We start from the raw sequence: 24,297 nt of genomic DNA, 5'->3' as shown, positions 1-24,297 counted from the left end.
CGTGATGGTCGACCCTGATCTGCTCGAGATCCTCGTCTGTCCGGAAGACAAGACGCCGGTGACGCTGGCCAGCGCCGAGACGCTGGCGCTGCTGAACACGCGCATCTCGGCCGGCGGCGTGAAGACGCGCGGCGGCAGTGCCGTCACCGAGGCGGTGACCGAAGGACTCGTCCGGGCTGACGGCAAGTACCTCTACCCGGTGCGCGAAGACATCCCCGTGATGCTGATCGACGAAGCGATTCCGCTGGCGTGAATCCGCGCAACGCATCCAACGGCGTAGGGGCCGGGCTTGCCCGGCCCGTTTGCGCACGCCCCTGAGCGGGCCGGGCAAGCCCGGCCCCTACACCTCGCCGCAGTGGGTAGGGCCGGCTCTCGGAGCCCGGCCCCTGCACCGCTGGCGGTGATGACACCCGTCATTCGTCATTCGGCATTCAGCATTGAAATGAAGACCACTCTCTGGATTGTGCGTGTCGCTGCGCTGGCGGCCCTGACGCTGGGGCTACCGGTGCACGCGTGGGCGCAGGACTGGGTGTTGCGCGGCGTCGTGGTCGACGCGTCGGGCGCGGCCGTGGCGGGGGCGCGGGTGCGGCCGGTGCCCGACGGCCGCTCGACGACGACCGACGCCGACGGCGCGTTCGTGCTGACAGGCCGTGCGCCGGCACCGCGGGAGATCGCCGTCGATCGCGAGCGGTTCAGCCCTGCACGCGTGGACGTGGATCCGGCGCTGCCCGCCACGCGTGTCGTGCTCGCCATCGCGGGGCTCGACGAGCGCGTGCGGGTCGTGGCGCCTCTCATCGACGGCACGAGCGTCGACGCCTTCGGCGCCGCGCGCACCATCGTCTCGTCGGCGCAGGTGGACGACCTCGGCGCCGTCGATCTCGCGTCGGCGCTGCGCCGGACGCCCGGCGTGACGATCACCCGCTTCAACCCCGTCGGTTCGTTCGGCGGCGGCGACGGCGGCGCCGTGTTCATCCGCGGCATGGGCACGAGCCGACCAGGCAGCGAGATCGCGACGAGCATCGACGGGGCGCCTGTCTACATGGGCGTGTGGACGCATCCGCTGCTCGACCTGCTGCCGGTGGCCGGCATGGACCAGATCACGGTGCTCAAGGGACCGCAGCCGCAGACCTTCGGTAACGCGTTCGCCGCCGTCGACATCGTGACGCGGCGTCCGCGCGACGAGGGCTTCGAAGGCACCTTCCGCGTGAGCGGTGGCGCGTTCGCCACGTTCGCCGAGCACGTGTCGCTGGCGGGCCGTCGCGGGCCGTGGGACGTCTCGGCGTCACAGGCCTTCGCGCGATCCGACGGGCACCGCGAAGCGGCCGATGGCAGGCTCGCGCACGCGTTCGGACGCGTCGGCTATCGCTGGAACGCGAACTGGTCTGCGAGCGCACAGGTCCTGCACGCTGACAACGCGGCGAGCGATCCAGGAGTGATCGGTTTTCCGGCGACCCGCACGGGCCGGTACGAGACGCGCGGCACGATGACGTCGGCAAGGGTCGCGCACGCGCACGACCGCGTGACGGGTTCGCTGCAGGTGTACGCCAATCGCGGCGCGGGCGACTGGTTGAATCAGCTCGACCTCGAAGGCGACACGCTGACGCGCTTCGCGCTCACCGGTGCGCGCTGGCGCGAGTCGGCGGCGCTCTGGCAGGGCGGCAGTGTGTCTGGCGGCCTCGACGTCGATCGCATCAGCGGCAACGCGACGTTCGACCGCATCGCGCCCGCGCAGGACGCACGCTTCGACGGTGAGGCGCTCACGATCGTTTCGCCGCACGTCGGGATGGATCACACGTTCGCGTTGTCGTCCGGGTGGGCGATCACGCCGTCGGCTGGCGTCCGCGTCTACACGCACTCGGAGTTCGACGGCGACGCCGCGCCGCACGCGGCCGTCGTCGCGCGCCACAGCTCCGGGCTGTCGCTCCGCGCGTCGTACGCGCGCGGCGTCAGCTATCCGGGGCAGAACGTGGTAGCGCTGTCGGCATTGATTCCGGCGCTCGGGTCCACATGGCGCGATCTGCGCGCCGAGACGATGGAGCACGGCGAAGTGGGCGCGACGTTCGCGCCGGCGGCGGGCACGAGCATCGACGTGGCGGTCTATCAGGACCACGTCAACAATCGCTACGTCTTCGGCTTCCCGCCAAGGGTGTCGTTCCCGATGTTCACCAACGTCGGAGGCTACGCGGTACGCGGCCTGGAGGTGGGTGTCCGGCAGCGCCTTGGAGCCGCATGGCAGGTGACGGGCGGCCTGACGACGCAGGCCAGGACGCTCGAGACGCTGCCGTACGCGCCATGGATCTCGGGTGCCGTCGGCGTCACCGGCACGAGGGGCCGCTGGCGTCTGAGCGCGGACGTGCAGGCGCAGGCGTGGATGTACGTCCTCGCGCAGTCGCGCACGATCGGCGCCCTCAACGCTGAGACGGTCCCCGCGTTCGCCGTGGTGAACGTGCGTCCGTCGTACGTATGGCCGTCGCGCGGTCGCTACACCGAAGTGTTCGTCGCGATCGACAACCTCTTCGACACCGATTACGCATATCGGCCGGGATATCCGATGCCAGGCATCTCGGCCCAGGTCGGCATCAGCATCGGGTTTGGCGCCCCTACACAGTGACCGTCTTCTCGACGATGAAGATGTTGTTCTCGGTTTCCTGGATGAGGACTTCCACGCTGTAGGTGACGCCGCGGTCGGGGAACTTCTCGCGGACGTGCGCCACGACGTGGTCCCAGATGTAGAGCGCGACGTTCTCCACGCTCGGACCCTTGCCCTGCAGCAGCACCACCCCTTCGGGCTCGAAGAACTCCGGGTTCAGGAACGTGCTGTCCTGCGCGGTGACGAGCATCTTGTGATCGAGGAACCGCATCACGGCCTTGAGATCGCCGAAGTCAAGCGCCATGTCGAGCTCGTCGCGCGGGAACGTCTCGCACGCCACCGTCACCGTGCCGCGCCACGTGTGCCCGTGCACCCATTTGCACTTGCCCGGATACCCGAGTTGACGATGGCCGGTGTGGAAGTGCGAGTGGACGATGATCTTTTCCATGGCAGAAAAAGATCATACCGGCAACCGGCAACAAGGCCATGGTGCGACGGACACGCGCGGTCCTGCTGCGAGCTACGCCTGACCGGTTGCCTGTTGCCGGGCTATAGGCCCCACTTCGTGGCGTGGACGGTGAGGCGACGCGCGTCGCCGGGGCGGGCGTTGACGGTGTCGGTCACGAGCAGCAAGGCATGCACGCGCGAGAGCGGGAGTGCGCCACGTGCTGGTGGCACGGGCATGAACGTGCCGAGCGGCAGCACGATCGTTCGCGGCGTCGAATCGAGGTAGGCCGACTGCCGCCAGCGAAGTCCGTCGCCGGTTCCGGGCTCGCGCAATTGAATCGAGAGGCGCATCGGCGCATCCGTGGACAGCTCGAGCACCACCGACGTTGCCCCGGCCGGCGGCGGATCGAGGTCGGCGACGAGCGCCGAGAACTGACTCACGCGCGCACCGCCGGCAAGCCGCAACTCCGCGCGTGCGCCGGTGGCCGTCGTCTCGACGGTCGCCGCCGATGCGGTGTCGTGCTCCACGTGCCACGCGCGAATCCCGGCGTCGACCAGCCGCGCAGGTGCGGCGACCACCTCCGCATGCGGAAGGTTGTGTCCCCGCGCCGCGCTCACCGCTACCGGAAGCGCCGGCCAGCCACGGCGAGCGGGCAACACCATCTCCGCTCGATAGACGGCCGGCGATTCGCGGGCGGCAAGCGCGCGCGACCATTCGGCAGGCAGCACGTCGTGGATCACGACGCCGTTGCGCCGCACCCGGATGTGCGCATCGGCAGGCGCGTTGGACCTGACAACGAGCGTGGCCGCGCCGCGCGCGTCGGAACCCTGCAGTGCGGTGTCGGCCGGCTCGACCAGTTCAAGCGCCACCCACGGCGTGCGCGCCATGCTGAACACGGCCGAGTACGCCAGGCGATGACGGATGGCGTGGAGCACCACGCGCGCGTCGCGCGCCGCGTCTCCGGAGGGCACGCCATCCAGCCACGGCACCACCACGCCCGCCGTGCCGAACATGGCGTCGTACGACGGGAATTTCGCGATCGTCCGTCCACCGCTACGCGGATCCTCGTCGCGCCGCCAGCCGACGCGTGCATGGGCGTCGACGGCCGCCAACGCGATCGGCACGCGCGCCCGCGGCGTGTCGTGCATGCCGAACACCGTCCCCGGATCGACGGCAAGTGCTGTCAACGACCCCGCGCGATCGAAGGGATACGTGAGCATCCGCACGGCGACGTGTGCCATCGACGCCGTGCGCCAGATCGTGTCGGCGTTGAGCCATTCGTATCCGTCAGCATCAACTAACGGGTTGTGCCACCTGAGCGCGGGATTCGGAGAGTCCGGATGCGCGAGGATGCCGATGCCGCCGAGTCGCCGCACGTCGTCCGCGACAGCCTCTCCGGCCCCCGCGAGCGGATACGGCGCCGCGGTCATGTCGAGCGCCACGTAGTGCCCATCGTCCGTGCTGATCTCGACGCCGTCGATGAGCAGCACGTCGTGAACGAGGCGTGGCGGTTCGGGCTGGCGCGTGCCGTCGCCGTGATCGGTGAGGATGACGAAGTCGAGCCCGGCCTGCCGCGCCGCCAGCGCGATGTCGTCTGGCGTGCCGCTGCCGTCAGACACCGTCGAGTGCACGTGATACGCACCGCGCCAGAGCACGGGTTGCCGGCCTACCGGCGCGATGTCGCGCGGGCCGGCGGGCGCCAGCAGCCAGGCCATCGCCGCGAGCACCGTGACGCTCGCCACGCCTCGCCACAGGCCGCGCATCAGGCGGGGGGCTCGATCGTGTCGAGCTTCTTCAGGATGTCTGCCAGCGTTTCGAGCGAGGCTTCACCTGTCGCGCCCGGGTTGTTCAGCCAGACGTCAGGGGCGTCCTGCGCGAGGATGTCGCGAAACGACCCGCCGCTCTTCACGCTGAGCGGCGCGAACTCCGTGATGTCGAGCGCGCCGGACCACTTGTCCTTGTGCTTGATCAGCAGCCAGGAACGCCCATCGTCTGCACCACCGGACGAGCCGCGGCCGCGTCCGCCCCAGCCGCGCGTGCGCACGAGCACCCAGGAGCCCTTCAGCTTGTAGCCGTTGATCCGCATCTTGAGGTCGCCCTTCCGCAGCGCCGCGCCGATGTCATCGGACTCGGGCTCCCACGTGCCCACGTCCCAGAGCATCACCACGCCGGCGCCGTAGCCCTCGGGGATGACGCCCTCGAACTCGCCGTACTCGACGGGATGATCCTCGACGTGCATCGCGAGCCGCCTGGTGGCGGGAGCGAGCGACGGCCCCCTGGGGACCGCCCACGACAGCAGCACGCCGTCGTGTTCGATGCGGAAGTCGTAGTGCAGCGCCGTGGCCAGGTGCTTCTGGACGCAGAAGAAGCGCGTGGGGGCTTTCCGGGCCTTTGCGGCCGTGTCGCCCTTCGGCTCTGGCGTCTTCGTGAAGTCGCGCTTGCGGCGGTACTCGTCGAGAGGCATGGCTGCGGCTACAGGCTACACTTGTCGCCGTGACTTCCTCACCACTTTCGCTGCAACCCGGCCAACTGGCCGAGGCTATCGCTCGCACGCTCGCGCAGTGGACTGCCGAGGGGCGTGTGGACCGGCTCTGGGCTCGTGACGCGTCGCTCTGGACCAGCAGCGGCGAGGAGAAGTGGCTCGGGTGGCTCGACGTCATCGACGCGCAGCGTCGCGAGTTGCCTGCGCGCGCCGCGTTGGCCGACGAGATCCGCCGGGAAGGATTCACGGACGTACTGCTGCTCGGCATGGGCGGATCGAGTCTTGGTCCGGAGGTCGTGTCGCGCATCATCCCGGCGACACCCGGATCGCCGCGTCTCCACGTGCTCGATTCGACGGACCCCGCGCAGGTCGCACGCTTCGACGCGGCCGTCGACCTGAAGACGACGCTCGTGCTCGTGGCGAGCAAGTCCGGCAGCACGCTGGAACCCAATGTGTTCCTCGCGTACTTCTTCGATCGACTGAAGCAGGTTGTCGGCGCCGACAACGCCGGACGTCACGTGGTGGCCATCACCGATCCGGGATCGCAGATGCAGCGCGTCGCGGAGCGCGACGGCTTCCGCGCCATCGTGTTCGGTGAACCCACGGTCGGCGGACGCTTCTCCGTGCTGTCTGCGTTCGGCACGGTGCCCGCCGCGCTCGCGGGGATCGACGTCGCACGACTGCTCGATCAGGCGGCCGAGATGGCCGACGCCTGCCATATCGTCGATGCGGCGGCGAATCCCGGCGTCGCGCTTGGCGTGGTGATCGGCGAAGCCGCGCGCGCCGGTCGCGACAAGCTCACGATCGTCGCGTCGCCGGGTGTTGCGCCCCTCGGGGCATGGCTGGAGCAATTGGTAGCCGAGTCGACAGGGAAGAACGGCATCGCCGTGATTCCGGTGGACCTCGAGCCCGAAGGTGCGCCAGCGTCGTACGGCGCGGATCGACTGTTCGTACATCTGCGACTCGATGGGGAAGCGGATCCCGACAAGGATGCGTTCGTCGACGCGTTGAACCGCGCCGGTCAACCGGTGGTGCGCATCGACGTGCGCGATCCGTACGCCCTCGGCCAGGAGTTCTTCCGCTGGGAGATCGCCACGGCGGTGGCCGGCGCGGTGCTCGGCATCAACCCGTTCGATCAGCCCGACGTCGAGGCGAGCAAGATCAAGACGCGCGCGCTCACCGACGCGTTCGAACAGGAGGGCACGCTGCCGGCCGAGGCGCCGATCGTCCTCGACGCCGATCTCGCCATCTTCGCCGACGAGGACAACGGTCGTGCGCTCGGTTCCGTGGCGACGCCCGCCGAAGCGATCGCCGCGCACCTGCGACGCGTGCAGTCCGGCGACTACGTCGCGCTGCTGGCGTACATCGACATGACGGTCGACCACATCGCCGAACTCCAGGAGATCCGCGCGATCGTCAGGGCGCAGTCAGGCGCGGCGACGTGCCTCGGCTTCGGGCCTCGCTTCCTGCACTCGACGGGACAGGCCTACAAGGGCGGTCCCGACAGCGGTGTCTTCCTCCAGATCACGTGCGACGATGCCGTCGATCTGCCGGTGCCGGGTCGTGCGTTCACCTTCGGCGTGGTGAAGGCGGCGCAGGCGCGCGGCGATCTCGGCGTGCTGGAGGAACGCGGCCGCCGTGCGGTGCGCGTCCATCTCGGACCGGATGTCGACGCCGGACTGCGTGCGCTGCGCGGTGCCGTCGAGAGTGCGTATCTGTGAAGACAGAACCATCGGGCACCGGGCACCGGGCGCCGGGCACCGGAAAGTCGGCCACCGGAGAGTCAGGAGCGGCGAAAGTCGACGGGGCGGTGTTTGTCGGATTCGGCGCGTCCGGTGATCTCACGCGTCGCAAGCTCGTACCGGCGCTCGTCAACCTGCGTCGGTCGGGTTCACTGCCAGAGGCCTTCGCGTTCATCGCCATCATCAGGCAACCCGACGCCGCTGCGGCGTTGCCCGACGAGATGCTCTCGGCGGCGAACGAGCATCTCGATCGACCGCTCTCGGATGACGAGCGCGAGGGGCTTTGCGCGCGTATCGACGTGGTCGTGGGCGAGATTGACGCACCGGGCCTGTATGCCGACATCGCCGCGCGGTTGACGGCGTTGCAGGCCGCGTTCGGCATCGCACCGAACGCGCTCTTCTATCTCGCCACGCCACCGCAGCTGTTCGCGCCGATCGCCGCGCAGTTGGGACGGGGCGGCCTCCTCGACGAGGAGGCTGCCGGTGGCTGGCGTCGCGTGATCGTGGAGAAGCCGTTCGGTCGCGATCTCGACTCGGCCATCGCCCTCAATCGCGCGCTCTCGGCCGTCATGCGCGAGCGGCAGATCTACAGAATCGACCACTACCTGGGGAAGGAGACGGTCCAGAACCTGATGATCTTCAGGTTCGCCAACAGCATCTTCGAGCCGATCTGGAATCGCCGCTACGTCGATCAGGTGCAGATCACCGTGGCCGAGTCCGACGGCATCGGATCGCGCGGCGGGTACTACGACGAGGCTGGTGCGCTGCGCGACATGGTGCAGAACCACCTGTTCATGCTGCTCGCGCTCACGGCGATGGAACCGCCGATCTCGTTCGATGCCGATGCGGTACGCGACGAGCGGTTGAAAGTGCTGCAGGCGATCGCGCCGCTCACGCCGGCGACCGTCGACCGTGATGTCGTGCGCGCGCAGTACGCGGCCGGACGCATGGGCGATCGTGACGTCTCCGCTTATCTGGACGAGGCCAGGGTGTCGCCGGCATCAACGACGGAGACGTTCGTGGCCATGCGCCTGCAGGTGGAGAACTGGCGCTGGGCCGGCGTGCCGTTCTATCTGCGGACGGGCAAGCGCCTGGCGCGCCGTGTGACGGAGATCTCGGTGCACTTCAAGCAGCCGCCGTTCATGATGTTTCGCGAGACGGCCGTACGGGCGCTGCACTGCAACGTGCTCGTGATTCGCGTGCAGCCCGAGGAAGGCATCACGCTGCTCGTCGACGCGAAGGTGCCCGGACAGGCCGTGGACCTCAAGACCGTGGCGTTGGACTTCAAGTACGAGGATGCGTTCGCGCGTACGCCGTCGACCGGCTACGAGACGCTGCTCTACGACGCACTCACCGGCGATCAGACGCTGTTCCATCGCGCCGACAGCACGGAAGTCGGCTGGCGTGCGGTGATGCCCATCCTCGATGCATGGACCAGGCAGGCGCCGCCCGTCGCATACGACGCCGGCACGTGGGGCCCTGACGAAGCGCACGAGTTGCTGGAGAGAGACGGCCGGAGTTGGCGGACGGGCTCGTGAACTGCCCAATGCCCAATGACGGAGCAGAGATGCGTTCGGTGGAGAGTCGGGACATGGCGCGCGGGGCGGTGATTCGACTGGCGCTGACGCCTGACGCGGTGGCGGAGGCGGCCGCGAGCGAGGTGCTGGCGATCCTCGAGAGTGCGATCGCGTGGCGTGGCGAGGCGCACCTGGCGTTGTCGGGCGGGCGCACGCCCGCCGCGCTGCACCGCGCGCTCGCGGCGCGGCCGTTCGACGGCTGGCCGTTCGTGCACGTGTGGTTCGGCGACGAGCGTATGGTGCCGCCCGAGCATGCCGACAGCAACTACCACATGGCGTGCGAGACGCTGCTCGATGCCGTGCCGGTGCCTGCCGCCCAGATCCATCGCATCGAAGGCGAGCGCGATCCGGCAGACGCGGCGCGTGCCTGCGCCGAGGCGCTGAGCGCGCTGGCCGCGCGACAGGATGGGCGGGCGCCTGCGATGGACGTGCTGCTGCTCGGCATGGGCACCGACGCGCACACGGCGTCGCTCTTCCCGGGCTCGCCCCTGCTCGTCGACGCGGACGTTGAATCAGCGCCGTGCGCGGCGGCCGTCTTTGTCCCCGCCCTGCATGCCTGGCGCGTCACGTTCACGCCGCGGACCATCCTCGCCGCGCGCACCGTGTGCGTGCTTGTGGCTGGCGCGGACAAGCATCCCGCCATCCGCCGCGTCCTCGGCGAGTCGTCTCCGATCGCCGACGCCCCCGCGTCGCTGCTCCTCCGCCATCCCGCCGACGTCGCCTGGTTCATCGACAGCGCCGCGCTGTTCGGATAAGGAATCAGTCAACGTCGCGCTGCCGCATCGTCACGATGTAGCTCCGGCGGCTTCACCTTCGTGAGGGCGCCTCTCAGGTGAGCTCCACGAACCGCACGTCAGCCTGACCGGGCGATAGGGTCAGCACGGCGACGCTCGGGACGATGTCGAATCGCTTCGGGCCGGCGGCGCCGGGGTTGATGACGAGCGCGCCGGCGTCGCGCTCCACGAGTGCTCGATGGGTGTGGCCGAAGATCAGGATGTCGGCGTCCGGATAGCGATGGCGCACTGATGCGGGCGTCGGTTGCCCGAGCTCGTGGCCGTGGCTCACGTGAATGCGCCAGCCGTCGACGGTCAGCCATCGGTGCGCTTCGAGACCGGGCATGTGCTGGTCGTCCACGTTCCCGTACACCGCCTGGACCGGTGCGATGGCCGTCAGCTCGATCAGGACGTCGCGGCTGCCGACATCGCCGGCGTGCAGAATCGACGCGACCCCCTCGAAAGCGTATGCAACCGATGCACGCACCAGCCCGTGCGTGTCCGAAATCAGCCCGATGACGGTAGGCATGCGTCTTGAATTGTAGCGACGGGATACCATGGCCACGCCGCCTCGCGACTACGCAATCGTCACGCCGATTCATGGCCGCTATCTCGTCCGTGTGCCGGAGTCACCGGAGTCGGGGCCGATCCGCAACGCACCGATGATCGTCGGCTTCCACGGGTACGCGGAATCGGCAGACACGCACATGGCGCGGCTCGAAGCCATCCCGCAACTCGACGACTGGACCATCGTCTGTGTCCAGGGGCTGCACCGCTTCTACGGCCGCGGCGGGCAGGTCGTCTCGAGCTGGATGACGTCGCAGGATCGCGAGGACGCGATCGAGGACAACCTGCGTTACGTGCGGAGCGCGGTGACCGAGGCCATCCATCAGAACGGCGAGCCGCGCGCGTTGGTGTATCAGGGGTATTCGCAGGGCGTGGCGATGGCGTGGCGCGCGGCGATCCTCGGCGTCAGGCGCGTCGACGGATTGGCCGTTTTCGGCGGCGACGTACCGCCGGAACTCGGCGTGCGCCCGTTCGCGCAGTGTCCGCCGGTGCTCATCGGCCGCGGGCGCGACGACACGCAGTACACCGCAGCCCAGTTGCGCGTCGATCTCGACATGCTGGCTGGCCGCTACGTCGCCGTCGAGCCGTATGAAGTGGCAGGGGGCCACGCCTGGACCGTCGCGGCCGGCAGGGAGATCGGCCACTTCGCCGCCCGCCTGATCGCCCCAGCCGGCGCGTAGCCCGGAACCACGACGGGCCGGGCACGCCCGGCCCGCATCTCCGTCAGCCCGAGTTCCGCAACCCTGCCGTGATCCCGGCGATCGTGCGGACGAGGGGGCGGTTGGCGTCGGCGTCACCGGCGCGGTGGGCGCGCAGGAGGGCGACCTGCATCGCGTTGATCGGGTTGACGTACGGATTGCGCAGCCTGATCGTGCGCTGCACGACGGGATGTCTGTCGAGCAGGTGGTCGGCTTCGACCACACGGAGGACGACGTCGGTGGTGCGTGCGTGTTCGTCGGCGATCTGCGCGAAGTGGCCGTCTGGATCCGCGCTCTCCGGTACGAGTTCGAGATACGACCGCGCGATCTCCAGGCTCGACTTGGCAAGCGTCATCTCCAGGTTCTCGACGATCGATCTGAAGAACGGCCAGTCACGATAGAGACGACGCAGCGTGTCCAGGCCGCTCGCGGTCTCGACGATCGGTGCCAGTCCGCTCCCGCATCCGAACCACGCCGGCAGCAGCGATCGGTTCTGCGTCCACGAGAACACCCACGGGATCGCGCGCAGCGACTGCAGATACTCGGCGTCTGCCGACGGGCGGCGCGCCGGGCGTGAACCGATCTCGAGCAACGTCAGCTCGTCGACGGGCGTGAACGCGCGGAAGAACGGCACGAACGACGGGTTGTGATGGACGAAGCGACGGAACGCGTCCTCTGACGCTCGCGCCGCCTGCGCCATGATCTCGCGCCCGATCCCCGGCGCGCTCGATCCCACCACGTTCGGGAACACGGAGAGCAGCGTGGCAGACAGCGCGGCCTCGAGGTTGCGGTACGCGAGACCCGGCAGGCCGTACTTGAACGAGATCGTCTCGCCCTGTTCGGTGAGCTTGAGTCGTCCCCGCGAGTGACCTCCTGGCTGCGCGAGAATCGCCGCGTGCGTCGGACCGCCGCCGCGCCCCGTGCTGCCTCCGCGTCCGTGGAAGACCGTGAGATCGAGGCGATGCTTCACGGCCGCGCCCGAAAGATCTTCCTGCGCGCGATAGATCTCCCACTGCGCGGCGAGATATCCGCCATCCTTGGCCGAGTCCGAGTAGCCGACCATCACCTCGAGCCTGCGACGCCGCGCGTCGAGCACGGGCGCGAACTCGGGCGACGTCGCCAGTTCCTCGACGATGGCGCCCGCGCGCTGGAGGTCGTCGATCGACTCGAAGAGCGGTGCGATGGACAGCGTCAGTCCCGCCTCGCGCGCAAGGTTCGCCGCCGCGATGACGGGCTCTGGTCCGGTCGTGCCCGAGAGGATCAGGGTGTCGCACACCGCTGGCCCGTGCCGCCGGTGCAACTCGACCACCGTCTGCAAGGTGTCGCGTACGCGTTCGACCTGCGTGACCAGATCGCGCACGTGGACGCGCACATCGAGCTTCGCGACGTGGAACCCGAACAGCTCCACGCGACGACGGAGCGCGGCGAGGCGCCCGTTGGCGATGCGCTCGCCGCGGTGCGCGCGCAGCGAGGCGTCGATCACCTCCAGGTCGGCGACCAACTCGTGGACGTGTCCGTACCCACCGGGCGCATCGTCGGCCGTCTGCCGCAGCCGCTGGTACATCAGCCACAGCTTCCGCCGATACGGCTCATCGTCGGTCGACGCGCTGAGATCGGAGAGGCCGATGCCGGCGAGCCGCTGTTGGTCGGCGGCGATCGACGTCAGCAGCGCCTCGTTGACGTCCACGAGCGCGCGAGACACGCCCATCGTGCGCGCGAGATCGCGGACCTCGTCGGTGTAGCGCTCGAGCACGAGCGCGCGCGCGCGGTCGGCTGCCGCGCGCAGCGTGGCGGGGCCGGCGTTCGGGTTGCCGTCCTGATCGCCGCCGATCCAGCTGCCGAACCGGAGCGGCAGCGGGGCGCCGGGGATGCGCCGGCGATAGTCGCCCACGAGCGCGGGCGCCACGTCGAAGAGGCTCTGTTCGAAGAACCAGAGGCCGTGGCGGATCTCGTCGACCACGCGCGGGCGCTTCGTGCGTGTCTCGTCTGTCTGCCAGAGCGTGGTGATCTGTTCGGCGAGCGCGTCCTCGATATCGCGGCGTCCGGGCTCGGAGAGCTGCGGATCGTCGAGCCGGTGGAGCAGTTCGCTGATTTCGAGCTGCGCGGTGAGCACCGTTCGGCGCGTGGCTTCCGTCGGATGCGCCGTCAGCACGAGCTCGAGCGAGACGCGCCGCGCGGCGTCGCGCAACTGCCCGGCGGAGATGCCTGCCGCGTCGAGTTCCTGGAATGCCTCGTCGAGCGATTCGGCCGCCACGCGCCGCTCGACGGCGTACTGTCGCCGGCGCCGGATCCGATGATGCTGTTCGGCTAGATTCGCGAGCTGGAAGTAGAGCGAGAACGCGCGGACCAGGCGGCCCTGTTCATCGACAGGCAGTGCCTCGACGATCGCCTTGACGGCTTCGGTGTCGCCGGCGCGGGAGGTCTGGCGGACGCGTTCCTCGGCGTCGAAGAGCGCTTGCCCTTCCTGCTCCCTGATGACGTGGCCGAGGATGGCGCCCAGCAGGCGGACGTCCCGGCGGAGTGGGCCCTGTGAGTCGGGAGCAGGCGATGGGGCCACTGACATCCGCTCATTCTAGGGCGCGCGCGTGGGGACCTGTGCTATTTCTGTCGCCCATGTCGCGCAGGATGGCGGGCCATCGCCGGCGTCCGGCGGCAACGGAGGGATCCGCATGAGCGGCGGCGCGCGTTCGACCACCACCGATACACCAGTTCCGGCATTCGACGAGTTGATGGGGCATCCACGGCCGTTGTGGATGTTGTTCATGACGGAGTTCTGGGAGCGCTTCGCGTTCTACGGCATCCGCTGGGCGCTGGTGCTCTACATCGTGGCGCAGTTCTACGGTGGCAGCGCCGGCGGAGAGGAGCCCGCCAGTCGGACGTACGGCGCGTATCTCGCGCTCGTGTACGCCGCGGCGATCTTCGGCGGCTACGTGGCCGACAAGATCCTCGGCTATCAGCGATCCATCCTGCTGGGCGCGGTGATCATGGCGGCCGGCCTCTTCGCGATCGCCGTCCCCGACGCGCGCATCTTCGAATTCGGTCTGGCCACCATCATCGTCGGCAACGGATTGTTCAAGCCGAACATCTCGACGATGGTTGGCAAGTTGTACGCGCCGGGCGACGAGCGGCGCGATTCGGGCTTCACGATCTTCTACATGGGCATCAACGCCGGTGCGTTCCTCGCGCCGGTGCTCACGGGTTGGCTGGCCGAGCAGGCGTTCGGGTCGTCGGCCATGCCGGCGTACAAGTACGTCTTCATCGCGTCCGGTGTGGGCATGCTCGTGAGCCTCGTGTGGTTCTGGTTCGGACGCCGGCAACTGGAAGGCATCGGCGCGCCACTGCCCGGACTCGAAGGGATGGGGACCGTGGCGGCTGTCGCTGCCGGCTGCGTGGTGGCGATCCCCGTGACGTGGGTGCTGATCGCGCAGCTCGGCGCCACGGCGCTGCAGTACGTGCTCACGGCGATGTTCGTCGGGTTGTGCGTGCTGCTGCTCGCAGAGGGTGTGCGCAACGGTCCCGTCGCGCGCGACAAGGCGATCGCGATGCTCGTGATTTTCGGCTTCAACGTGATGTTCTGGATGTTCTTCGAACAGGCAGGCAGTTCGTTCACGTTCCTGGCCGACAAGATCGTCGACAGGGCGTTCGGCTCGTGGACGTTCCCAGTGGCGTGGTTCCAGACCGTCAACTCGATGGCCATCATCACGCTCGCGCCGGTGCTCGCGTGGATCTGGGTGCGGCTCGGATCGTGGAATCCGTCGATCGCGCGCAAGTTCAGTTTCGGCCTGCTGTTCAACGGGCTGGCGTTCCTGCTGCTGATGTTCGCGCTGTCGTCGCTCGTCGACGTCGCCGGCAAGATTCCGTTCTGGACGCTGTTCATGGTGTACGTCATCCAGTCGGTGGGTGAGCTGTGCCTGTCGCCGATCGGCCTCTCGATGGTCACCAAGCTCGCCCCGGTGCGGCTCGTCGGCTTCGGCATGGGCGGCTGGTTCCTCTCGACGGGCATCGGCAACAACCTGTCGGGCATCTTCGCCGGCTACGTGAGCGGCGAAACGGGCATGACCACCGCGTCGGCCCTGAGCGGCTACACCTTCGGCTTCTGGGCCCTGTTCATCTCCGGCCTCGTCCTCTTCCTGTTGTCGTCAGTCCTGAGCCGACTGATGCACGGGGTCAAGTAGGGATCGAGGACGGAGGGGGCGCGCCGTCTGCAGGGACGTCTGGCCCGACGTCTCTGCACCATTGCCCTGTCGAATTAACTCCCTCGACATCCATCCGTCGCATGCCTGTCACAGGCAGCGCGCCAACTGTCTGTGGCGCGTGTGGCAGGGCCGCGTGCGCGCGCGTGCTGGCGAACGTCCGGCGAGCGCAGGAGTCGAGGGGACAACACATGAGTGCGTATCGAATAGTCAAGAACATCGTGCTGGCGGTCGTATGTGTCGTGCTTGTGACGACCACCGCCTCGGCGCAACAGACCGAATCACGGATCGTCGGCCGCGTCACCGACGCCAATGGCGACGCGTTGCCAGGCGTGTCAGTGAGCGTCACCGCCACGCGGACGGGCGCGTCCCGCACCGTCGTGACCGACGGCGACGGGCGCTACGCGGCGACCAACCTCGGACCCGGATCGTACGAGGTCGTGGCCGAGATCGACGGCTTCGCGCCGCGTCGGGGCGCGCTCACGGTCGGTGTCGGCGACATCACACCGTTCGATCTCTCACTGGCCGTGGCGGGCGTGGACGAGACGGTCACGGTGACGGCCGACGCTGCCGCGCTCGACCTCATGTCCGCCAGGCTCGGCGTGAACGTGTCGCCCGATGAAGTCGATCATCTGCCCGTGAACGGCCGCAACTTCGCGAACCTGATGACGCTGGCCACCGGTGCCACGAGCGACGGCAACGGCGGCTGGGCCAGCGTGCGCTTCAACGGCAAGTCGAACCAGCAGAACTACCTGAACTACGACGGCGTCGACGGCACGTACGTCTGGGACGCGAGCCCCGGCTACCTCAACGCCACCGGCTCGCAGTTCCGGCTGCAGACGTCGATGGAGTCGATCGCCGAGTTCCGCGTGAACTCCGGACTCGCGCCCGCCGAGAGCGGGCTCGGTGCCGGCGGCAACATCACGGTGATCAGCAAGAGCGGAGGCAACCGCTTCACGGGCTCGATCTTCGACTACCTCCGCAACGACGCGCTCGACTCGGCGAGCCCGTACGACGACAGGAAGCAGAAGCTGGAGTTCAACCAGTTCGGCGGCTCCATCGGGGGGCCGCTCGCACGCAATCGCACGTTCTTCTTCGGCAGCTACGAAGGCCTGCGGCAGACGACCGGCCTGTCGTTCACCGAGGCCGTACCAAGCGACGAGGCGATCCGCCGCATCATGGCCGGCGAGCCCGTCGGCAGCGGATCGGGACAGAACGCGGCGCGCACGCAGGCCGTGGCCCCGCTCCTCGCCGGCTTCCCGCGCGGGACCACACCGACGGCCAATCCGCTGCTGGCGCTCGCAACGCTCGACACTGAAGCCACGCAGCGTGAGCACACGTTCTCGGCTCGCGTCGACCATCGCTTCACGCCGAACCAGTCGGCATACGCGCGCGTGCTCTACAGCCACGGCGAGGTGGACACGCCGGACCGCACCGTGACGCCGCGCCGCGTGCGCGCCACGCAGTCGCCGATGAACGTCGTCGGCAGCCACCAGTCCCTCTTCGGATCGAACGTGGTGAACGAACTGAAGGTCGGCTTCAACCGCCCGCGATACGACGCGGTCGCGTTCGGTCCCGCGGGCTATGACGCCATGCAGGTGTCGCTTTCGGGTACCGTCAACTCCTCGTCCGTCGACGCACGCGGAACGACGGGTGTTGCCCGCAGCGGCCTGCTCGTCCGCGCCACGAGCAACGCCTCGACCAACGGACAGGCGTACGACCCGCGCTCGATCTCGCTCAGCGACACGATGACGCTCGTGCGCGGCGCGCACACGCTGAAGGTGGGTGGCGAGTACCGGAACATCGAGTCGCAGTTCCGGTTTCTCGGCAGCACGGAGATCGTCTACGGCGGCATCAACGAGTTCATCGACAACCGTCCCACGCAGGTCGCCGTCTCGCTCGATTCGCCGGTGTTCACGCCGCAGCAGTACTACCTGGTCGGCTTCGTGCAGGACAGCTGGCGCGTCACCAATCGCCTCACGCTCGATCTCGGACTCCGCTACGACTTCTACTCCGTGGTCAAGGAGAAGAGGGGCCAGGCGCGGCCATTCTTCATCGAGGAGAACGCGTTCAGCGAGGATCCGGACAACTTCTACGATGCCGACCGCAACAACGTCGCGCCGCGGTTGTCGGCGGCGTATCAACTCACCGACAAGACCGTCCTGCGCGCGGGCTATGGCTGGTTCTACGGCCCGGGTCAGTTCGAGGATCGCATCCAGCCGATCGAGAACTTCATCGAGCGTCGTCGCGTGCAGACGACCGATGTGGCGGGCGGGCTCGCGTATCCCGTCGATCCGGCCGTCTACCGCGACCAGCTGTCCGTGCGCGGGTACACGCATCACAGGCCTGACGAGTACAACATCCAATACGGCGTCAGCGTGTCGCAGGAATTGCCTGGCGCCGTGAACCTGACTGTCGGCTATACAGGCAGCAAAGGCCGCGACATGTTCCTGCGCGGCGTGGCCAACACGTTCGACATCGCGACGCGCCAGCGGCAGGTGCCGTCGGTGGGGCAGGTCGACTACAAGACGTCGGGGTGCGTGGACGGCCTGGTCATCAACGGCAATCCGATCAGCGGGTGCGGCCGCGCGAGCTACGACGCGCTGCAGATCGGCCTCACGCGTCGCTTCAAGTCTGGCCTGAGCGGCGGCCTGCAGTACCAGTACTCGCGCAACGAAGGCACGACGCAGGGATCGAACGAAGCCGCGACGGCGTCGAACACGTTCGACTACGGCACGGAGTTCGGCAGGAACCTGACCGACATCCCGCACACCTTCAATGGCTCACTCGTCTACGCGCTGCCGTTCGACGGGCGCTGGTCCGGCGGCTGGCGCATCGGCGGCATCGTCAACGCGCGCAGCGGCCTGCCGATCAACGTCACCATCAACAGGCCCGATACGGTGTCGGTCAACGGCGTCACGGTGACCAACGTACCGGGCGGCAACACGCGTGGTACACAGCGGCCCGACCTGGTGCCAGGCGTGGATCCGTATCTGAAGGACGGCGTGCGCTGGCTCAACCCCGCCGCGTTCGCTGCGCCGATGCCAGGCACGTTCGGCAATCTCCCGCGCAACTACCTGCGTGGGCCCGGATTCTGGCAGCTCGATCTGATGACGAGCAAGGACGTCCGCTTCAGCGGCAGCCAGGGTCTGCAGGTGAGGCTCGAAGTCTTCAACGTGACCAATGCGCTGAACTACGAGAGTCCCGCTGCCACGCTGCCGGCCGGTACGATCGGCCAGCCGTTCACCGATGCGCAGGCCGGCACGTTCGGCTACATGCTTGGCCCGCTGAATCGCACCGTCGGCCTCGGCACGGCACGCCAGATGCAGGTGTCGGTGCGGTATCTGTTCTAGACGGATCAGGGCGGGCGGGGCTTGCCCGGCCCCTACACCGGACACACCACACCGAGCAGTCAGTGGTCCCCGCCCGCCGGACAAAGTCCGGCGGCTACACCTGTGGTTCAGAAGAAGCGCTTCAGCAGGCCGATCGCGCCCTGCTTCCACGGGACGCGGTGGGAGATGCCCGAGGCTTGCGCGAACTGGTCGCGGTGGGCGATGTACCACTCGAAGTTGCGCAGCAGGGCGTCGCGGTTGGAGAACCGCGGCGTGAGTTCCAGCTGGCGTTCGGCCTTTTCGATCGAGACGAACGAATCCTTCGATGCCGTCTCGTACACCCACTTGTAGAGCGGCGACACGCCGAGGGCTTCGAGGAACCTGAGCCCCCAGATCGCGGGTGCGGCGGGGAAGCCGACGATGCGCTTGCCGAAGCCGGCGCGATCGAGCACGACCTGGTAGTCCTCGCGCATCGTGAGGAACTCCTTCGCGCCGATGTTGAACGTGTCGTTGACGGCCGCGACGGGCATCTGCAGACAGCGCAGGATCGCCTCGCACAGATCCTCGACGTCGAGCAGCTGATACCTGTTGCGGCCGTTGCCGATCATCGGGAAGTTGCGCTTGTCGAGCGCCCAGTCGTAGAGCAGCGCGAACACGCCGAGGCGCTCCGGGCCGATGAACGACTTGGGCCGGAGTACCGGCACCACCATTCCCGCCGCACGGAACTCCTCGGCCACCTGCTCGGCCTCCACCTTCGCGATGCCATACGGCCCCACGCCGTGCAGCCTGTCGGTCTCGAGCAGCGGATGGTGATCGGGGATGCCGTACACGGCCGTGGACGAGATGTGCACGAACCGCTCGACGCCGTGGCGCTGCGCATGCTCCAGCATGATCCGCGTGCCGACGACGTCGGTCGTGTGAATGTCTTCGGGCGAATAGAGCGGCAGGGCGGCCGCGCAGTGCACCACGTGGCGACAGCCCTCGAGCGCCGTGTCGACGTCGGTACGCGTGCGGATGTCGCCGCGAACCTCGCGAATGAGTGGCCTCATGTCGGGGTAGGTGAACGGCTCGAGGTCGAGCGACGTCACCGCATAGCCGCGGGCGTGCAGGTAGCGAACGAGGTTGATGCCGAGGAAGCCGGCGCCGCCGGTGACGAGTACGCGTGGCGCGTCGGCCGGCACAGGGGTGTGGGAAGCCACAGACACGGGGGGAATTGTATCGTCCCGGCAACCGGCAACCGGCAACCGGTAGCCGGGCTCGGAGAGCCGGCCCTACCGTCGTGGTGTGAACGCGGCCAGGCGAAGCCAGGGTTCCGGCGCGGTTGCCGGTTGCCGGTTGCCGACGCTCGAGCCGTGGCGCCGAAGGCGCGACGGCAGGCATCATGTGTCGTGCCTACGTTGCTGCTCTGTACCGCGCGTTCGGGATCCGACGTCGATGCCTTCAGGCATGCGGCGCGGCGGGCTGGAGTCGATCTGCGCGTGGCGACGAACGCGGACGACTGTCGCGCGCTACCGGAGGGTGTGCCGATCGACGGCGTGCTTGCCGCCGATGCGCAGGGAGCCGTGTTCGCGGCACGTGTTGCGGAGGCGCGCGGGTTGCCATGGCATCGCTCCGACGGTGTGCGCGTCGCGACAGATCGACTCCTCTCGCGAGGCAGGCTGCTCGCCGCAGGGCTGCCAGTTCCCTGGTTCGTCGGCGTGCGCGCGCATGGAGACGACGATCTCGAGCGCCTCACGCGCGTGCGGTTCCCGTGTCGTGTCGCGCCGGCGGCGGCGTGGGTCGGTCGGCCGGTGCGCGTCGCGTCGTGGGATGCGTTGATGGACGCGCGCGAGCAGAGCGGCGACCGTACGACGGGCGTCGGCGACATCCTCCTCGTCGAGGCGATCGCGCCGGGGCGTGGATTCGAACTGCTCGGCGTACTGGAGCAGGGCGCGCTGCGCGTGTTCGCGCTCTTGGAAGCGTTCGACGTCGCTGCCCCATCAGCGGTGGCGTCGACGGCCGATGTCGACGCTGCGATCCACGTGACGCCCGCGCCGTTGAAGCCTGCACGGCAGCACGTCGTCGCGGGGCACATCGCGCGCGCGGCGTTGACGCTCGGCCTGCATCACGGTCCCATCCACGCCGCGTGCCGCGTGGACGATGACGACATCGTTGTGCTCGACGTCTGGCCGGTGGCCGGCGATGGTGCACTCGCGCGGGCGATTCCCATCGTCGCTCCAGACGGTGCGCGCTGCGGTCTCGAGGACGTGCTCGTCGCGCACGCGCTCGGACGCCAGCTCGATGGCTACGGACACCAGGGCGTCGCACGCGGCGTGCTGACAGTCGCCATGCCTGGCGACGCGGAGGCCCCGACACGGCTGGCGACCGTCGGGACCATACCCGGCGTAACCGATGCGTGCGTGGCCGGTTCGACGTGCGTCGTGCATGCGGAAGCCGCGCGGCCCGACGACGTCGTGATGACGCTCCGTGACGCCGCGCGCCACATCGGCGCAGCCGGCCACCTCGTCGCGCGTCAGGACGAGGCGGGCGTGTAGCCGGGCGGCAGGGCGCCGCTCTCGCCGAAGAAGTACTCCTCCATGTGTTTGGCCACGAGATCCTGCGCGTCCTTCTGCCAGGGCATGAGCCGGTACTCGTTGAGGATCATCTTCATGCGCTCTTCCCACATGTCCCAGGCTTCCTGAGACACGCTATCGTAGATGCGCTGGCCCAGTGCTCCGGGCCACGGGGCTTCATCCAATCCCGGGAGTTCCCGTCCCAGTTTCACGCAGTGAACCGTACGCATGCGGACGATCGTACCAGAGCCATCCATGTCCTTCTTCGACCGTCTCCGCTCGTCGCACCGGGCCCTCGTCACACTGGGCATCCTGGGCGGGAGCTTCCTTGCCGCGATGGAAGCGACCATTGTCGCCACGGCGATGCCGACCGTTGTGGCGCAATTCGGCGGTCTCAATCACTACAGCTGGGTGTTCTCGGGCTACATGCTGACGTCCACCGTGACGACGCCGGTGTGGGGGCGCATCGCTGACGTCCACGGCCGGCGGCGGCCCTACCTCGTGGCGCTCGCCCTGTTCCTTCTCGGCTCGCTGCTGAGCGGTGTCTCCACGTCGATGACGCAACTCATCGCGTTCAGGACGGTGCAGGGCATCGGCGCAGGGGGACTGCTGCCGATCGGCATGGTGATCATCGGCGACATGTACACGCTCGCGGAGCGCGCGCGCGCGCAGGCGCTCTTCGCCGGCGTGTGGGGCGTGTCGTCGATCGCGGGTCCGCTCATCGGCGCGATCCTCACCGAGAGCGTCTCGTGGCGGCTGATCTTCTTCATCAACCTCCCGTTCGGTCTCATCCCCGCGATCCTGGTGGGGAAGTACCTCATCGACAAACTCGGCCAGGGCCGTGGTGATGTGGACTACGTGGGGGCCGGCGTGCTGATGGGTACCGTGACGGCGCTGATGCTGGCGCTCACGCAGACGGGCGTGCCCGACGCATCGCTGTCGCCCGGTGTCGTGAAGGCGTTGTACGCGGTGGCGGTCGTGCTCGCCATCGTGTTCGTCGCGCTCGAACGTCGTACGGCACACCCGATCCTGCCGCTGTCGCTGCTCGGCGATCGCATGGTCGCGACGACGACATGTACGGGGACGCTGCTGGGCCTGGCCATCTTCGGCGCGCTCGCGTTCGTGCCGCTGTACGTGCAGTCGGCGCTCGGGCGGTCGGCGCGCGAAGCCGGCAGCGTGCTCACGCCGCTGCTCCTTGGCTGGGTCGGCATGTCCATCGTCACGGGGCGGATGCTGCCGCGCGTCGGCTTCCGTTCCTTCATCGTCGGTGGACTCGTGTGCGTGTCGCTCGGCTTCGTTGGCCTGGCCGCGCTGCAGCCGTCGAGCGGACTGCTCGTGATGCAGGGCTACCTGGGACTGATGGGTATCGGCATGGGCATGACAATGCTGTCGCTGATGCTGGCGGTGCAGAGCGCCGTCGTACGCGAGCGTCTTGGCGTGGCGACGTCGCTCAGTCAGTTCACACGCAGCATCGGCGGCGCGATCGGCGTGGCCGCGATGGGAGCCGTCGTCGCGGCGTCGGCGGCGTCAGGCGGGAATTCGCCCGCCGCGCTGGCCGAGGGGCTTCACAGGGCGTTCGTGTTTGGCGCCGTGATTTCGATCGTCGCGCTCGGCACGGCGTTGTTGGTGCCGCGTGGGTTACCTGAGCAAAAGCAGACGCCGGTGTAAGAATTACTGTTGGGTTTCGCGACATGGATGAGCCGGCTGTATCGGCAGACTCGGCAGGCTCCGGAAGCGCGTGGTTTGTCCCCGATTTCGACCTGGCATGTGGGCGGGTGCTGGCACGCTTGTTGTAACTACCCGGGGGCAGGAAAGGGAGGCGACACCATGAGCAACGAAATGAACATGCCCCAGCAGATTGAGCCGCGCCGCAAGGAGCGTCGTGGGTTCGCGTCCATGTCACCGGAGAAGCAGCGCGAGATCGCGAGCAAGGGCGGTCGTGCGGCCCACATGAAGGGCACCGCGCATGAATGGACGTCGGTCGAGGCGCGCGCGGCGGGCCAGAAGGGCGGCCGTGCGAGCCGTGGCGGCCGTGGCCGCCTGCCCGAAGGGGCACCGACAGAGTAGTTGCGCGGGTCGCTCCGGCCGATCGCATCGACACGGGGCGTCCGTCAGGACGCCCCGTTCTCGTTCCAGGCTGACGTTGTCGGCCGGCCACAAACGCAGGCAAGATGGAGGGAGTGACGCCACGACGCATGGGGACCTGTGTGCTGGGCCTGTGGCTCGCCTTCACCCTCTGGACTCCGCCCGCCCAGGCCCAGACCGTCGCCGAGACGCCCGCCGATCGCCGGCTCGAGGTGCGTAAACTCGACATCCTCGGTGTCTCAGGACTTGACGCGTCGCAAATCACCGGCGTGCTGGCCACGCGCAAGAGCGGAGGGATGCTGCCCTTCCTCGGCCGCGATCGCTACTTCGATGCGCGTCAGCTCCAGTCGGACCTCTACCGCATCATCGCGTTCCTCTCGGACAACGGGTGGCCGCACGCGCGCGTCACGTCGGTCGACATCGAGCGCGACGAGCGTGCGAAGGCGGTGGACATCACAATCCACGTCGAGCAGGGCGCGCCGGTCATCATCGACTCGGTCCAGACCTACGGGTTCGACGTCCTTTCACCGGCGGATCAGGAGGCCGTGCAGCAGCGCGTGACGCTGGCCGCGGGCCGGCGCCGCGTGCAGGGTGACGTGCGGACGACGCGCACGGCCACGCTCGCGGTCTTGCAGGAGCGCGGGTACGCGTACGCGAACGTCCACGTCCTCGAGGGCGAGAGCTCCGCACCAGGCCACGTGTCGCTGTTTGTCATCGCGGAGCCGGGGCCGGCCTCGACGTTCGGCCGCATCACGGTGCGCGGCAACGAGCGCGTGAGCGACGGCCGCGTGAAGTCGCTGCTCGGCATGAAGGAGGGGCAGCAGTTCCGCATCAGTCGTGTGGCCGATACGCAGCGTCGTCTGTACAACCGGGAGATCTTCCAGTTCGTGTCAGTCAACGCCGACACGAGCGGTCCAGTGGGTGCACCCGTGCCGGTGGAAGTCGTGCTGACGCAGGCGAAGCCGCGGCGGCTGTCGATCACGCCCGGGTACGGCAGCGAGGAGAAGGCGCGCATCACGACCACGTTGCGACACCTGAACTTCTTCGGCGGCGCGCGGACGGCGCAGACCACGTTCCGGTGGTCGTCGCTCGATCGTGGCTTCCGCGCCAACATCGAGGAGCCGTCGCTCTTCCGGCGAGGCGTCTCGATGAGCGTGGGCGGGCAGTACTGGTATGCGAACGAGCCGGCGTACGAGCTCACGACCAAGGGCGGTCGTGTGACGTTCGCCAAGGCGCGCGAGCGCAGCGATCCCGTGCG

General features: G+C 68.4%; 19 protein-coding genes. 12 read left to right on the top strand and 7 right to left on the bottom strand.

Translation table 11 applies throughout. The annotated features are described in order from the left end of the window. Nucleotides 1-4 precede the first annotated feature (4 nt). Complete coding sequence (locus IT182_11040; protein MCC6163869.1) at nucleotides 5-253, top strand: hypothetical protein; 249 nt, start codon at nucleotides 5-7, stop codon at nucleotides 251-253. A gap of 189 nt (nucleotides 254-442) precedes the next feature. After that, entirely contained in the window at nucleotides 443-2,611 is a 2,169-nt protein-coding gene (locus IT182_11035; GenBank protein MCC6163868.1) for a TonB-dependent receptor, read from the top strand. Here the strand turns inward: IT182_11035 and IT182_11030 are convergent. From IT182_11030 to IT182_11020, 3 genes are all read right to left on the bottom strand, one after another. After that, nucleotides 2,601-3,038, bottom strand: a complete 438-nt coding sequence (locus tag IT182_11030; protein MCC6163867.1) for a 6-carboxytetrahydropterin synthase — start codon at nucleotides 3,036-3,038, stop codon at nucleotides 2,601-2,603. The two genes, IT182_11035 and IT182_11030, sit on opposite strands and share 11 nt — an antisense overlap. Before the next feature lie 101 nt (nucleotides 3,039-3,139). Next, nucleotides 3,140-4,801 (bottom strand): hypothetical protein, encoded by a 1,662-nt coding sequence (locus IT182_11025; protein ID MCC6163866.1) that lies wholly within the window; start codon nucleotides 4,799-4,801, stop codon nucleotides 3,140-3,142. Further along, nucleotides 4,801-5,502, bottom strand: coding sequence for a hypothetical protein (locus IT182_11020; protein ID MCC6163865.1), 702 nt, complete (start codon nucleotides 5,500-5,502; stop codon nucleotides 4,801-4,803). The genes IT182_11025 and IT182_11020 overlap by 1 nt, the downstream gene beginning before the upstream one ends. 2 nt (nucleotides 5,503-5,504) lie before the next feature. Between IT182_11020 and IT182_11015 the strand changes: the two genes are divergently transcribed. From IT182_11015 to pgl, 3 genes are all read left to right on the top strand, one after another. Further along, on the top strand, nucleotides 5,505-7,241 hold the full coding sequence (locus IT182_11015) for a bifunctional transaldolase/phosoglucose isomerase (GenBank protein MCC6163864.1): 1,737 nt from the start codon (nucleotides 5,505-5,507) through the stop codon (nucleotides 7,239-7,241). An 89-nt stretch (nucleotides 7,242-7,330) separates the two neighbouring features. Further along, nucleotides 7,331-8,800, top strand: a complete 1,470-nt coding sequence (gene zwf / locus IT182_11010) for a glucose-6-phosphate dehydrogenase (GenBank protein ID MCC6163863.1) — start codon at nucleotides 7,331-7,333, stop codon at nucleotides 8,798-8,800. 53 nt (nucleotides 8,801-8,853) lie between these two features. Further along, nucleotides 8,854-9,594, top strand: a complete 741-nt coding sequence (gene pgl / locus IT182_11005; GenBank protein MCC6163862.1) for a 6-phosphogluconolactonase — start codon at nucleotides 8,854-8,856, stop codon at nucleotides 9,592-9,594. Nucleotides 9,595-9,667: 73 nt separating this feature from the next. Here pgl and IT182_11000 read toward each other — a convergent pair whose 3' ends face one another. Then, complete coding sequence (locus IT182_11000) at nucleotides 9,668-10,141, bottom strand: metallophosphoesterase family protein (protein MCC6163861.1); 474 nt, start codon at nucleotides 10,139-10,141, stop codon at nucleotides 9,668-9,670. Nucleotides 10,142-10,169: 28 nt separating this feature from the next. On the opposite strand from IT182_11000, the gene IT182_10995 reads away from it, so the two are divergent. After that, nucleotides 10,170-10,859 carry a hypothetical protein gene (locus IT182_10995; protein ID MCC6163860.1) on the top strand — a complete coding sequence of 230 codons (690 nt, stop codon included), beginning with the start codon at nucleotides 10,170-10,172 and terminating at the stop codon, nucleotides 10,857-10,859. A gap of 43 nt (nucleotides 10,860-10,902) precedes the next feature. On the opposite strand, the gene IT182_10990 is transcribed toward IT182_10995, so the two are convergent. Further along, on the bottom strand, nucleotides 10,903-13,440 hold the full coding sequence (locus IT182_10990; protein ID MCC6163859.1) for a phosphoenolpyruvate carboxylase: 2,538 nt from the start codon (nucleotides 13,438-13,440) through the stop codon (nucleotides 10,903-10,905). Nucleotides 13,441-13,546: 106 nt separating this feature from the next. Here IT182_10990 and IT182_10985 point away from each other — a divergent pair, with 106 nt between their 5' ends. Beyond that, the gene (locus IT182_10985; GenBank protein MCC6163858.1) at nucleotides 13,547-15,052 is read left to right on the top strand and encodes an MFS transporter; all 1,506 of its coding nucleotides are present in this window, start codon (nucleotides 13,547-13,549) and stop codon (nucleotides 15,050-15,052) included. A gap of 209 nt (nucleotides 15,053-15,261) precedes the next feature. After that, on the top strand, nucleotides 15,262-18,423 hold the full coding sequence (locus IT182_10980; protein ID MCC6163857.1) for a TonB-dependent receptor: 3,162 nt from the start codon (nucleotides 15,262-15,264) through the stop codon (nucleotides 18,421-18,423). Nucleotides 18,424-18,530: 107 nt separating this feature from the next. Here the strand turns inward: IT182_10980 and IT182_10975 are convergent, their stop codons facing one another. Then, nucleotides 18,531-19,583 (bottom strand): NAD-dependent epimerase/dehydratase family protein, encoded by a 1,053-nt coding sequence (locus IT182_10975; protein ID MCC6163856.1) that lies wholly within the window; start codon nucleotides 19,581-19,583, stop codon nucleotides 18,531-18,533. Nucleotides 19,584-19,790: 207 nt separating this feature from the next. Here IT182_10975 and IT182_10970 point away from each other — a divergent pair, with 207 nt between their 5' ends. Beyond that, nucleotides 19,791-20,936 (top strand): hypothetical protein, encoded by a 1,146-nt coding sequence (locus IT182_10970; GenBank protein ID MCC6163855.1) that lies wholly within the window; start codon nucleotides 19,791-19,793, stop codon nucleotides 20,934-20,936. On the opposite strand, the gene IT182_10965 is transcribed toward IT182_10970, so the two are convergent. Then, nucleotides 20,915-21,184, bottom strand: a complete 270-nt coding sequence (locus IT182_10965; GenBank protein MCC6163854.1) for an oxidative damage protection protein — start codon at nucleotides 21,182-21,184, stop codon at nucleotides 20,915-20,917. The two genes, IT182_10970 and IT182_10965, sit on opposite strands and share 22 nt — an antisense overlap. A gap of 25 nt (nucleotides 21,185-21,209) precedes the next feature. Between IT182_10965 and IT182_10960 the strand changes: the two genes are divergently transcribed. The 3 genes from IT182_10960 to IT182_10950 form a co-directional block, all read left to right on the top strand. Beyond that, nucleotides 21,210-22,622, top strand: coding sequence for an MFS transporter (locus tag IT182_10960; GenBank protein MCC6163853.1), 1,413 nt, complete (start codon nucleotides 21,210-21,212; stop codon nucleotides 22,620-22,622). A 177-nt stretch (nucleotides 22,623-22,799) separates the two neighbouring features. Beyond that, nucleotides 22,800-23,021, top strand: coding sequence for a hypothetical protein (locus tag IT182_10955; GenBank protein ID MCC6163852.1), 222 nt, complete (start codon nucleotides 22,800-22,802; stop codon nucleotides 23,019-23,021). Between the two features lie 113 nt (nucleotides 23,022-23,134). Beyond that, the coding region (locus IT182_10950; GenBank protein MCC6163851.1) for a hypothetical protein at nucleotides 23,135-24,297 on the top strand (1,163 nt) is incomplete at its 3' end.

The sequence above is a fragment of the Acidobacteriota bacterium genome (assembly GCA_020845575.1).
Classification (GTDB): Bacteria; Acidobacteriota; Vicinamibacteria; order Vicinamibacterales; family Vicinamibacteraceae; genus Luteitalea.
The sequence above is the reverse complement of the archived record's forward strand: the minus strand, read 5'-3'. Positions and strand labels throughout refer to the sequence as shown.